Genomic DNA, 12,207 nt, shown 5'->3' with positions numbered 1-12,207 from the left:
GACATCTTCAAGCGTTCTCTTCAATCCGGCGCACATCACCCAGCGAATCACGCTGCATCGATTGCAGATTCTTCTCGATGGTTTCACACAGCGCCTCCATCTGAATCTGGTGCTCACTGTGGCGAAACGGGCTTTGCAGATCGGTGCCGATGCGCTCGATGGCCAGCAGCATGAAACCGACCACGGTCGAAGCCAGCGGCGTGAACCAACCGAGGGATTCCACCAGTCCGATCGGCACGATCAGGCAGAACAGTGAAATAAACAGCCGCGGAAAATACACATAAGGGTAGGGCAGCGGCGTATTGGCGATCCGCTCCATGCCGCCTTGGCTGTTCGAGAGATCCACCAGCGTTGACTCCAGCCGCGCCAGGCGAATGCTGTCCAGACGGCCGGCCTTGTATTCCCGGGCCAGCAGCGCTGCGGAGCCAGTGAGGATGTCGTTGGCGAAGTTATTGGTGGTGCCACTGCGGGCGAACTCGTCAGCCGGAATGAACGCCCGGACTTCCTCGTGGCAAGGCTGACCTTGCAGATGCGCCGCGAGGCAATTCACATAGGCTACGTGACGGCGCAACAGCGTCGACTTGACCGGATTCACCTCACTGCCCGGATCATCCAGCAACGTCAACACTTGCCGGGCAAAGCTGCGCGAATTGTTGATCATCGAACCCCACAGCGTCCGCGCTTCCCACCACCGGTTGTAAGCGCTGCTGTTGCGGAAACTGATCAGCACGATCAATGCCGAACCTAACAAGGTCAACGGCATCAGCGGCAAATTCAACTTGGCGTTGAGAAACAGCATGAAGTCGACGGTAACGGCGATGTCCCACAGCAACAGCCAGAACAACGCCCAGCCGACATAGCCCAGGGTCTTGATGATCAAACGGTATTTTCTGACGATGGCTGCTTTCAAACGGAAACCTCGTGGCGAGCGGGAAGCGTAAACGCTTTAGCTCGGACGGTGTTTCCGGGGGAAAGGTTCGACCATCGCTTTACACGATGTGTCCGGGACGCCGGGCGGTCGGCGTCACATCAGTCAACAATGACCTCATCCAGCGCCTGCTCAAGCGTGCTCACCGTGCGCTCGATATTCTGCAGCTTTTCCAGCCCGAACAGGCCGATGCGGAAGGTCTGGAAGTCGGCGGGTTCGTCGCATTGCAACGGTACGCCGGCGGCGATCTGCAGGCCGTGGTCGGCAAATTTCTTGCCGTTCTTGATGCCGGCATCTTCGGTGTAACTCACCACCACGCCGGGGGCCTGGAATCCAGCAGCGGCCACGCTTTTAATGCCTTTGCCGGTCAACATGGCGCGCACTTGATCGCCCAAAGCTTGTTGTTGGTCGCGGATCTTGTCGAAACCGTAGGCTTGCGTTTCTTTCATCACCTCGTTGAACCGTGCGAGGGAGTCGCTGGGCATGGTCGCGTGGTAGGCGTGTCCGCCCTGTTCGTAGGCCTGCATGATCTGCAGCCATTTTTTCAGGTCGCAGGCGAAGCTGCTGCTTTGCGTCTGCTCGATACGTTCGAGGGCCAGAGCGCTGAACATCACCAAGGCGCAGCAAGGCGAGGCGCTCCAGCCTTTTTGCGGGGCGCTGATCAGCAGGTCGACGGCGCATTTGTGCATGTCCACCCAGATCGTGCCGGAGGCGATGCAGTCCAGCACGAACAGGCCACCCACCGCATGCACGGCGTTGCCGACGGCGCGCAGGTAGTCGTCGGGCAGAATGATCCCTGAAGAAGTTTCAACGTGAGGAGCGAAAACAATCTTCGGCTTGTGCTCGGCAATGGCGGCCAGCACTTCGTCCAGCGGCGGCGGGGCGTAGGGCGCTTGGTGACCGGTCTCGATCGGTCGGGCCTTCAACACGGTGGTGGCGGCCGGGATGTTGCCCATGTCGAGAATCTGGCTCCAGCGATAACTGAACCAGCCGTTGCGGATTACCAGGCATTGCTGGCCGGTCGCGAACTGTCGCGCCACCGCTTCCATGCCGAAGGTGCCGCTGCCCGGCACCACCGCAACCGCTTGGGCGTTGTAGACCTGTTTCAAGGTCTTGGAAATGTTCTTCATCACCGCTTGAAAGGACTGCGACATGTGGTTGAGCGAGCGGTCGGTGTAGACCACGGAATACTCGACCAGCCCCTCAGGATCGATACTGGGGTAGAGCTTTGACATGGATGACTCCTTTGGCAGAGATCTGAAGATTATTGGCAAGCAAGTGTAGGCAAAGGGCAGGGATGGGCTCATTGAATAACAAAAATGCGGGTAGAGTGCTCACCAATGTCTCAATCGTTGCGCAAACCATGAATCTCCCGCTGTTTATCTCCCTGGATGGGCCGAAAGGCACCGGCAAAACCACGCTATTGGAAGCCATCACGGCAGCACTGCGAGCAGATCAGCATAAAGTCATCCGGCTGTGCGAGCGAAAAAGCGATCCCAACCGGGGCGAAACCATGGCCCTCGTCAACCAGCTCGCCCGACATCCTTCCCAGGATCTGGAGTGGGCGGTGTGTCAGCGCTTTGCCGATAGCCGTCGCTGGATCTCCCAACATGTGCTGCCGAAACAACCGTCGGACAGCATTATCCTGATTGATCGCTGGTACCCGTCGGAGGCCGCGTTTCGCCACACCGTGCCCTTTGCCGAGATCCTCCAGATGAATCTGGAGCGAGGCGTGCAGGTGCCGGATCTGCATGTCGGGGTCGTTACCGCGCCGGATATTTCCTGGGCGCGGGCCACGGCACGCTCGCGGGGACTGGGCGGCACGGTGATCCAGAAACACGCAGAGCATGTCGCATGTAGCGAGATGTTCGAGCAAGCGGTTGCCGATCAGGGCTGGGTTTTATGCCGCAACGAAGGAACGATCGAAGCGGCAACGACGCAGGTGGTCGCGGAGATTTATAAAGTCCTTGGCTGAGTGTTCAACTTCAGATTACCGACCTCGGCCGAACGACCGATTGATCGCCAGCAAACACAGGCCCACCAGCGTCGCGGCACCTGCGACCAGCAGCGCAGAAGGTTGCATTGGCGGACGCAGCCGTTGCGGTCTCGCCGTCGGTGGGATTAAAGCGATCGTTTCAACCAGCGGCCGAGGCGGCGTAACGGTTGAGTCTTCGTAGGGCACGGCTTCGATGCCCAAGCGCAGGCCATCGGCCAACTCCAGGGTCAACCCGGTGATCGTCCCGACGACTCTGCCCGGATAAACCGGTTCACCATTCGGATCGAGCTGGTCATACAAGAAACTCTGTCCTTCGAGCCAGCCGACAGCGGTCTGCAACTCGGGACCCAGATAATATTTTCCGTCGAGGAAAAAGCCCGGAAACTGTGGCGCGCGCTCCACGCTTTCAATGCTGTAACGCTCACCCGGTTTCATACCGGTTGCAGGGGCAATCATGGTGAATCCCTCCTTTAGTGGTTTTGCGATAGAGAACAGGGATTCATCAGGGTTCAATGCAATGGAGGAAAGGTAGTCGCCACCCGCAGCGAACAGGTCATCCCTTCAACGACATCGGTCTGTCCCCGCCCGGAGGCAGGCCAAACAGCTTGCGTACGCCGTTGAGAAACGCGCCATAAGGTCGGCCCAGAACGAGCATCATCACGGTCGCGCCCAGCGTGCCGCGCACCAGACCGGCGCCGGAAGCGCCACTGAAAGCAATGATTGCGGCGTAAATAGGCACCTGGAAACTGACCAGAGCCATGCTGTCCCAGAGCAACCTCGACATGCGACTCTCGCTGGCTCGCGTCATCACCCAATCCCGCCATAGGCCGTAAGGTCGCGCGACCGGTATCATCAGCACCGCGCCCAAAAGGCGTGCATGCAGGACCTGATCCCAGGTCATGCCAGCGATGAACCGTTCATTGATCACGCCAGTGGTGGTGAAAAACACAATCAGCGCCGCGGTATCTGCGAAAAACGCAGTCCGACGCGATGGCTGTTGCTGAGGGCCCGGCACATCAGAACTTCTCTTCATCGTGGTGTGACAGCGGCAACACCGCGAGGTGCAAAGAGGAACGACTCACCGCTGAACACCGTCAACCATGAACCCTTTTATTGCCCTGTAAAACCCTGACGGATCCCACGCTGCCCATGCTCACCAACCTCTGGTATGTCGTTTCCCCATCGTCGCAGCTGACTGACGGACTGATGCCGGTTCGCTTGCTCGGACAGCCTTTCGTAGCGTTCCGCGACGAGGCCGGCGTCGCTCACGTGCTGTCGGATGTTTGCGTGCATCGCGGCGGCTCGTTGTCTGCCGGCCGCAAGGTCGGCAACAGTGTGCAGTGTCCTTATCACGGCTGGCGCTTTGGCGGGGATGGCGTGTGTACGCAGATACCGGCGCAGCCCGATCTGCGGATTCCGGCAAAGGCCCGCGTCGATGCCTATCCGACACAGGAACGCTACGGTTGGATCTGGGCTTTCCTGGGTGATCTGCCTGAAGCCGAGCGTCCGCCACTGCCCGTGCTCGACTGGATCGACGATCCCGCCATCCGGGTGGTATCCGGTCATTTCGATTGGCAGGCCAGTTGGGACCGGATCATCGAAAACGGCCTCGACTTCGCCCACGCACCGTTTGTGCATGGCTCTACCTTCGGCGACCCGGATCATCCCGAGATTGAATCATTCGAAGTCGACAGCGATGCGTGGAGCGGCAGCGCACAGATGATCATGCGTAGGCCCGCGCGCAAAGGGCTGCTGCGGCGCAAGTCATCCACCGAGTTTGTCAGTGTGGTCACCGTTCCGGGGTTTCATTTGTCCGGGCCGAGTACAACGCTGGAGCTGCAGTTACCGAACGGCTGGCGAATCCACATCGTCTCGGCTCACGTGCCGATTGACGCTAACCGCACGCGAACCTGGTGGATGATGGGCAGAACCTTTCTACGCTCGCGACTGCTGGATCGCCGGTTCATTGCCAGCAATATCCGCATCTTCGAACAAGACCACGCCGTGCTTAAAAACGTGCGGCCCGAGCGCGTGCCGGACTCCTTTCAGCAGGAGGTTTCGTTGAAATCCGACGCACTGCAGATCGCCTTTCGCAAAGACGTGCAGGCACTGGAACAGCGCGGCTGGCGCATCGATGAAGAGCGTCTTGCGCGAACTTTCACCGGACGCAAGGCGTGCGCGGTGCCCAGCCCTGAACGGCGTCAAATCCGCGCTTGGGCAATCGAGCCGATTCCGCTTGTGGACATCACCGAAGAACAGCACTGACCGCTCCTGAGGGCATACATCTTGCTTTGCTAACAAAACCTATTCCGATAGCTAGCAAAGAGAGAGCCTGCAACCATGATCGCAACCTCCAGCCGTGCGGTGATCTGTACGCCTCATGCCGAAGCCAGCGCCGCCGGCCTGCGGATTCTTGAAGCGGGCGGCACGGCCATCGATGCCATGCTCGCGGCCAGTGCCATACTTGCTGCGGTGTTTCCGCACATGACCGGGCTGGGCGGCGATGCCCTATGGATGATCCACGACAAGCAGGTGCGCACCATCGTGGGGATTGGCCAGGCCGGGCAACGTTTGCCGGAGGGCGGAGCCATTACCGTGCGCGGCCCGGCGTCGGTGGCCAGCACAGCAGGCGCGCTGGCGAGTTGGCAGACCGCCGCCAACATCAGTCGTCACGAGTGGGGCTCACGACTCGGTTGGTCTGATCTGTTAACAGACGCCGCGAACGTGGCCGATGCCGGCATCGAGGTTTCGCGATCGCAATTGTTCTGGCAAACCCTGCGGCGCCCGCTGATCGAGCAGTTGCCGGACCTGCATCGGCTGTGCAAACGCGATGGGCAGTGGCTGCGCGAGGGCGATAACCTGCGCCAGCCCGAACTGGCCAACACCCTGCGGCATCTGGCCAGACATGGCGTCGAAGATTTCTATCAAGGCGAATTGGCCGAGGCTTTCGGGGCAGCCTTTGATCGCTTGGGCTGCGGCTTGACGGCGGCCGATCTGGCGGCGACCCGAGCGCCGGAAGTCGCACCGATTTCGGTCCGTTATCGCGAGGGCCGACTCTACAACGTCGCGCCGCCATCCCAAGGTTTGTACACGCTGCAGGCCATGGCCGCGCTGCAACACAAGCCGCTGGCGGACGTCGGCAATGGCAGCGCGCTTTACTATCACTATCTGGTCGAAGCCATCAAACAGGGCCTGCTGCGACGCAATGCGCAACTGTGCGATCCGCTGAGCCAAACGTGGGATTTTGCCGCCAGTCTGGAGGACGTGCAGATTCAAGCGTGTGCCGATGCCATCGACGATCAACGTGCCGCGCCGTGGAACGAGCCGGGACGGCCCGCCGATACCGTGTGGATGGCCGCAACCGATGCTCAAGGGCGGACGGCCTGCCTGATCCAGAGCCTGTTCCATGACTTCGGTTCGGGCTGCATGCTCGGCGACACCGGTGTGTTGTGGCAGAACCGCGCGGCGGGGTTCAACGCTAACCCCGCACACGTCAACGGCTGGGCCCCCGGCAAGCGTCCGGCGCACACGCTCAATCCGTCCTGCTATCTGGCGGATGATGGCCGCCGCTGGTTCTTCGGCACCCAGGGCGGCGATGGCCAGCCGCAGACACAAATGGTTCTGGCGACCCAACTGATCGACTTCCAGCAGCCCATTGACCAGGCGCTGCTGACCCCGCGCTTTCTGTTGGGGCGCAGCTTTTTCGACAGCACGGACAATCTCAAACTCGAAGGCGATATGAGCGCCACCACCATTGAAGGCCTCGGCATGCTCGGGCATGCGGTGGAGATCATTCCGGTGCGCAGTCCCATGACCGGCCACGCCGGCATCATCGCCATTGATGCCGGAGGTCAACGCAGCGCCATGCATGATCCTCGGGGCGAGGGCACAGGGCTGGGTCAGCCAGACTGAGCCTGGCTGCGCGCATTTGCCGGGCTCCGGCGGCTGGCGGATAATGCCGGCCATTGCCCGCCAACCGCAGCTGTGTGGATTGGCAGGCTTTCTGGACAACAGAGGTAAGGATGGGCTTGAGCACTGTCACCGCCAAACAGCTTGAAGTGCAACGCATCGTCGATGCGCTGTTCAGCGCTATCGCCCAGCATCGCCTGCCGCCGGGCACTCGCCTGATCGAAGCGCAAATTGTCGAAACCCTGCAAGCCAACCGCAACCATGTGCAGGTGGCGTTGCAGCGTCTGGCGATGCAAAAAGTGGTGACCATCGAAGCCAATCGCGGCGCGATGGTTGCTCAGCCGACGGCTCGGGAGGCGCGGGATATCTTCAGTGCACGCCGCGCCATCGAACGGGCGATTGTCGAGGGCATCACGCCGGCAACCATGCGCAAGCAACGCCAGCGCATTGCCAACCACATGAAGAACGAACGCAAAGCCACCAATGACACCGATCGACGGGCCATCGTCCGTGAACTCAGCGAGTTTCATCTGCTGCTTAGCGAGATCAGTGGCAATGCCGTGCTCAGCGACATCCTCGCCAACCTGATGGTGCGCAGTTCATTGATCGTCGCGCTGTATCAGCGCAACGACGTGCCGTCCTGCGCTTCCGATGAACACCAGGAAATCATCACCGCGCTGGAAAACGGCGATAACGAAAAAGCCGTCGCGGTCATGATCGAGCATCTGGATGAGCTGGAAGCGCAGTTGGCGCTGGATGAAAGTGTGCCTGCCGAGTTCAACCTCAAGCAGGCATTGATTGATTAAGTCGCTTTCAGCAACGTTGCCGCCGGCCGGCTAAACGTCTGGCGTCCGCCCTTGAAGCCCATTAGCGGTGCGCTTATTTCGGCGATCACCGCCGCCGGCGAAGGCGCGTCGAACACAATGAAATCGGCGCGGCAACCTGGGCGCACACCGTAATCCTTCAGTCTGAGCAGGGCGGCCGACTCGCTGGACACCCACGCCAGGCATTGCAGCAATTGCGCCACCGTACCCATCTGGCTGACGTTGGCGAACAGGTTGGCCTGGCGGATCAACGACGCATCGCCATACGGCGTGAAGGGATTGCCGATGTTGTTGGTCGAGACCGAACACCTCACGCCGCACGCGTGCAGATGCGCCAGCGGCGCCAGCCCTCGGGGTTTGTTGTGAAATGACTCGCGGCCCATCAGGAACAGATCGGTGCTGGGCAGACAGGTGACCTGTACGCCGGCCTTGGCCAGATGCAGGGCAAGCACCGTCAGTGGCTCCTTGGGCAACGCCGAGAGTTTGGTCGCGTGGCCGATTGTGACCCGTCCGCCCCAGCCGTGCAGTTGCGTGCAGCGCGCCACCTCCATGACCGTCATGCCTTCACTGTTCAGGTCGAAATCCAGGTGCAGATCCAGGTCGCAGTCGTAGCGCACCGCCAGTTCGAACAGGCGCTGGATCTGCCCATGCGGGTCGCTGTCCATGTAGGGGCAGCCACCAAGCACGCTGGCGCCGCTTTCCAGCGCCTGGCAGAGCAGCGCTTCAGTCCCCGGATTGTTCAGCAGGCCCTCCTGCGGAAACACACAGATTTCCAGGCTGATGGCCCAGGCGTAATCCGCCTGCAAACGGCGAATGGCGTTGAATCCCGTCAGGCCAATCTGCGGGTCAAGTTCAACATGGGTGCGCATGTGCGTCGTGCCTTGCACGATCGCCTTGTCCAGGACCTGCGCACCGCGCTGATAGACATCGTCTTCGGTGAACTCGGCTTTCGCCGCGCGGGTTTGCGCGACGGCTTCGGCCAGCGTGCCTTCCTGCAGATGGCAGCGCTGCATGATGCAGGCCTTGTCCAGATGGATATGGGTTTCGACCAGCCCCGGCAGGATCAACCGGCCTTGCAGATCGAGGGTTCGCCAAGGGCTGACGGTCGCGCTGAAGCGGTCGACAAAGTAGCCGTTCTCGACGTAAAGCTCAGTCAAGCGATGATCACTGCCCAGCCGCGCATTGATGATTTTCAGAGCGCTCATGCGCTGGCCCCTTCGCCGAGATAAGCGGCGGCCAACGCTTTATCGGCGCGCAGTTCGGCGGAGCCGGCGGCTTTGACAATGGTCCCGGTCTCCAGGACATAGGCGCGATCCGCCACTTGCAGCGCGAGGTTGGCCATTTGATCCACCAGCAGGATGGTCACGCCCTCGTCGCGCAGGGCCGCCAGTGCGTCGTACAACTCGCCGATCATCGCGGGCGACAAACCCAGTGACGGCTCGTCGAGCAGAAGAATGCTGGGCTTGGCCATCAAGCCACGGCCCACGGCGACCATTTGTTGTTCGCCCCCGGAAAGCAGGCCTCCCGGGTTGTCGATGCGCTCGCGCAGACGTGGAAAGCGTTTGAGGATGGCCTCGATTTCAGCCTCGGCATCGAAGGCCTCGCGACGCGAATAGCCACCGAGCAACAGGTTGTCGCGCACACTCAGATAAGGAAATACCTGGCGGCCTTCCGGCACCAGGGCCAGACCTTTGGCCGCGATGCTGCTGGCGCTGGCCAGTTCAATGTTTTCGTTGTCCAGGACAATGCTGCCGCTGGTAGCGCGATGCAGGCCGGCCAGACACTGGAGGATGCTCGATTTGCCCGCGCCGTTAGCGCCGAGAATCGCCACCAGTTCACCGGGATTGACCAGCAGGTTGACCTTGTCGACCACCGCTGAGGCGCCGTAATCGATGACCAGATCCTGCACGTACAAACGCGCATCGCGGCTGCCGTTCCAGGCCTGAGCGCGAGGTGTGGCTTGATACTCGGTACCGCCCAGATACGCCGCGATGACCTGCGGATTTTGCCGGATTTCCGCCGGCGGCCCCGAGGCGATCGGCTTGCCGGCGTCGAGCACCAGCAGGTGTTCGGACACCGCCATGACCAGCGCCATGTCGTGCTCGACCAGAATCACTGTCAAACCAAAATCCGCCAGTTTGCGCAGCAGTAACGCCAGATCGTCGGTGTCACGACGACTGAGACCCGCCGCCGGCTCATCCAGCAACAACACCGCAGGCGCCGTGGCCAGTGCGCGGGCGATTTCCACCAGTCGTCGATCAACGTGGGGCAGATCTTCGGCGGCAATATTCACTTCGCCGCGATAGCCGACCAAGGCCAGTAGATCCAGGGCCAAGCTGCGTTGCTCGGCGGTGGACAGGCTGAACGGCCAGCCCATGCGTCCTTGCTGCATCGCCACCAGAAGGTTGTCCATGACCGACATTTCGCCGAACAGCAACGTCGTCTGATAGGTGCGAGCAATGCCGGCCCGGGCGCTCTTCCAGGCCGGCAGCCCCGCCAGCGGTTGTTGCAGTTCGATCTGGCCACTGTCCGGCACATAGAAACCACTGATCATATTGAGCACAGTGGTTTTACCGGCGCCGTTAGGGCCGATGATGCTGGTGATGCTGCCGGCCGGGGCATCCAGGCTGACATGTTGCGCCGCCTGCACACCGCCGAAGCGGATGCCGATATCGCTGACGCGCAAACCGGAATTCGGGCCACGGCTGCGCAGATGCGCGGCAATGCGCTGCTGATTGAACTGCGTCGGTGGCAGCAAGCGAACCGGTTTGCTCCAGCGTCGGGCGAGGGCGCCCAGCAGACCGTTGGGTGCAATCCACAGCACCAACAACAGCAGCGTGGAGAAGATCAGCAAGCGATATTCGGCAAAATCCGAGAGCAACTCCGGCACCAGCACGATCAACAGCGCGCCAATCAGCGGCCCGAACAGCCGGCCGCTGCCACCGACAATCACCGCCAGCACAAACAGAATCGACTGCGAAAACGGAAAGGACTCAGGATTGATGAACATCAGCAGCGGCGCGAGCAAGCCGCCCGCCAGTCCGGTCAGTGCCGCCGACAAGGCAAACGCCAGGGTCTTGCTGATCACCGGATTGAAGCCCAGCGATCGCGCGGCAATTTCCGAGGCTTTCACCGCGAGCATGGCTTTGCCCCAACGGCTGTGGCTCAGGCGCTGAAAGAAGAACAGGGCGCCAATCATCAACGCGGCGGCCAACAGGGCGAGGAACATCGACGGGTCAAGCCCGGCAAACTCCGGCATCGGGATGCCCATCAAACCGTTGGAGCCGCCGGTGACATCACGCCATTCGATCAGGCTGTGATGCACCACGAAAGCAAAGGCAATGGTGATCATCGCCAGATACGGGCCGCTGACCCGCAGGGCGGGAATCGCCAATAGCGCACCGATCACACCGGCCGCCACGCCCGCTATTGGCAGGGCCAGCCACAACGGCCAACCCGCCAAAGTCAGCAGTGCCGAGACATAGGCACCGATCGCGTAGAAAGCGATATGGCCAAAGGAAATCTGCCCGCTCAGACCGATCAGAATATTCAGGCTCACGCCAACCACTGTCGCCAGCGCGCACAGGGTAAACACCAGCAATGAGTAGCTGTCGAGCGTGAACGCCATGACGCCACACGCGACAGCGAGGAGGGCGATGAGCAGAGTGGGAATGCTTTTCATACTTTCACCAATGCCTGGCTGCCGAACAGACCGTTGGGACGAATCGCCAGTGCGACGATGACCAACGCAAAGGTAAAGATCTGCGTGAAGGCCGAGCCGAAATACATCGTGATCAGCGCTTCCGTCAGGCCAAATAACAGGCCAGCCGTGAAGACGCCGCCGGCACTGGTGATGCCGCCGAGAATGGCCACGGCAAAGGCTTTGAGGCCGAACAACATGCCCATTTCCGCGTTGACGCTGAACAGCGGCGCAATCAACAAACCGGCCACGGCTGCAAATACCGTGGATACCGCAAAGGCAATGGCGACCACCCGATTGACGTTGATCCCCATCAGCATCGCAGCGCGGGGATTCTGCACGCAGGCCTCGAGCACTTTGCCCAGTCGGGTGTAACGCCGCACCAGATACAGCGCCAGGGCAATCGCCGCGCCCGCCAGTGGAATCAGCATTTGCAGGGCGCCGACGTTGCTGCCAAACAGCTCGACATTCAGGTTGGCCAGACTGCTTTCAAACTGGCGCGGCTCCTTGCCGAAGGTGAACAGGGCGAGGTTGTCCACCAGAATCCCTCCCGCGACCGTCGCCATCAGCCAGGCCTGTGAGCCACGACTGTGGAAGGGCCGTACCAGCCAGCGTTCAATTGCCAGACCATAGAGCGCACAGAGGAACAGTGTCAGCGGCAGGGCGAGCCACAGCGACCAGCCCCAGTTAATGCAAAAGGTGTAACCCAGCACCGCGCCGACCATCATGGCGCTGCCTTGGGCAAAGTTGACGGTGCGCGAGACGACGTAGGTCAGGTGAAACCCTAACGCCAGCAACGCGTACATGCTGCCGAGGCCGAGCCCGGAGATGATGGCGGCGGTGTACATGG

General features: G+C 61.1%; 11 protein-coding genes. 4 read left to right on the top strand and 7 right to left on the bottom strand.

Going from position 1 to position 12,207, the window contains the following annotated elements; genetic code table 11:
* Nucleotides 1-7: 7 nt before the first annotated feature.
* On the bottom strand, nt 8-910 hold the full coding sequence (locus EJA71_RS01230) for a bestrophin family protein (protein WP_158953599.1): 903 nt from the start codon (nt 908-910) through the stop codon (nt 8-10).
* A gap of 119 nt (nt 911-1,029) precedes the next feature.
* Nucleotides 1,030-2,163 carry an aminotransferase class V-fold PLP-dependent enzyme gene (locus tag EJA71_RS01225; protein ID WP_158953597.1) on the bottom strand — a complete coding sequence of 378 codons (1,134 nt, stop codon included), beginning with the start codon at nt 2,161-2,163 and terminating at the stop codon, nt 1,030-1,032.
* A 128-nt stretch (nt 2,164-2,291) separates the two neighbouring features.
* Here EJA71_RS01225 and EJA71_RS01220 point away from each other — a divergent pair, with 128 nt between their 5' ends.
* Entirely contained in the window at nt 2,292-2,903 is a 612-nt protein-coding gene (locus EJA71_RS01220; protein WP_158953683.1) for a dTMP kinase, read from the top strand.
* A gap of 15 nt (nt 2,904-2,918) precedes the next feature.
* Here the strand turns inward: EJA71_RS01220 and EJA71_RS01215 are convergent, their stop codons facing one another.
* Together EJA71_RS01215 and alaE are read right to left on the bottom strand one after the other, a co-directional pair.
* The gene (locus tag EJA71_RS01215) at nt 2,919-3,380 is read right to left on the bottom strand and encodes a short chain dehydrogenase (protein WP_158953595.1); all 462 of its coding nucleotides are present in this window, start codon (nt 3,378-3,380) and stop codon (nt 2,919-2,921) included.
* 97 nt (nt 3,381-3,477) lie between these two features.
* A complete protein-coding gene (alaE, locus tag EJA71_RS01210) occupies nt 3,478-3,957 on the bottom strand; it encodes an L-alanine exporter AlaE (protein ID WP_256671462.1) in 480 nt (159 codons plus the stop codon).
* A gap of 116 nt (nt 3,958-4,073) precedes the next feature.
* Between alaE and EJA71_RS01205 the strand changes: the two genes are divergently transcribed.
* From EJA71_RS01205 to EJA71_RS01195, 3 genes are all read left to right on the top strand, one after another.
* The gene (locus EJA71_RS01205) at nt 4,074-5,189 is read left to right on the top strand and encodes an aromatic ring-hydroxylating dioxygenase subunit alpha (RefSeq protein ID WP_158953593.1); all 1,116 of its coding nucleotides are present in this window, start codon (nt 4,074-4,076) and stop codon (nt 5,187-5,189) included.
* Nucleotides 5,190-5,264: 75 nt separating this feature from the next.
* Nucleotides 5,265-6,836 carry a gamma-glutamyltransferase family protein gene (locus EJA71_RS01200; protein ID WP_158953592.1) on the top strand — a complete coding sequence of 524 codons (1,572 nt, stop codon included), beginning with the start codon at nt 5,265-5,267 and terminating at the stop codon, nt 6,834-6,836.
* A 110-nt stretch (nt 6,837-6,946) separates the two neighbouring features.
* Entirely contained in the window at nt 6,947-7,639 is a 693-nt protein-coding gene (locus EJA71_RS01195; protein ID WP_158953590.1) for a GntR family transcriptional regulator, read from the top strand.
* Here EJA71_RS01195 and EJA71_RS01190 read toward each other — a convergent pair.
* The 3 genes from EJA71_RS01190 to EJA71_RS01180 are packed head-to-tail and all read right to left on the bottom strand — an operon-like array spanning nt 7,636 to nt 12,205.
* Nucleotides 7,636-8,862, bottom strand: coding sequence for an amidohydrolase family protein (locus tag EJA71_RS01190; protein WP_158953588.1), 1,227 nt, complete (start codon nt 8,860-8,862; stop codon nt 7,636-7,638). The genes EJA71_RS01195 and EJA71_RS01190 overlap by 4 nt on opposite strands.
* Nucleotides 8,859-11,339: a branched-chain amino acid ABC transporter ATP-binding protein/permease gene (locus tag EJA71_RS01185; RefSeq protein WP_158953586.1), complete on the bottom strand. Its 2,481-nt coding sequence runs from the start codon at nt 11,337-11,339 to the stop codon at nt 8,859-8,861. Before EJA71_RS01185 ends, EJA71_RS01190 begins: the two co-directional genes overlap by 4 nt.
* Nucleotides 11,336-12,205, bottom strand: a complete 870-nt coding sequence (locus EJA71_RS01180) for a branched-chain amino acid ABC transporter permease (RefSeq protein WP_158953584.1) — start codon at nt 12,203-12,205, stop codon at nt 11,336-11,338. Before EJA71_RS01180 ends, EJA71_RS01185 begins: the two co-directional genes overlap by 4 nt.
* Nucleotides 12,206-12,207 lie beyond the last annotated feature (2 nt).

This window comes from Pseudomonas sp. PB106 (assembly GCF_009764645.1).
Classification (GTDB): domain Bacteria; phylum Pseudomonadota; class Gammaproteobacteria; order Pseudomonadales; family Pseudomonadaceae; genus Aquipseudomonas.
Note: the sequence above shows the minus strand (reverse complement) of the source record. Positions and strands in the feature narration are given on the sequence as shown.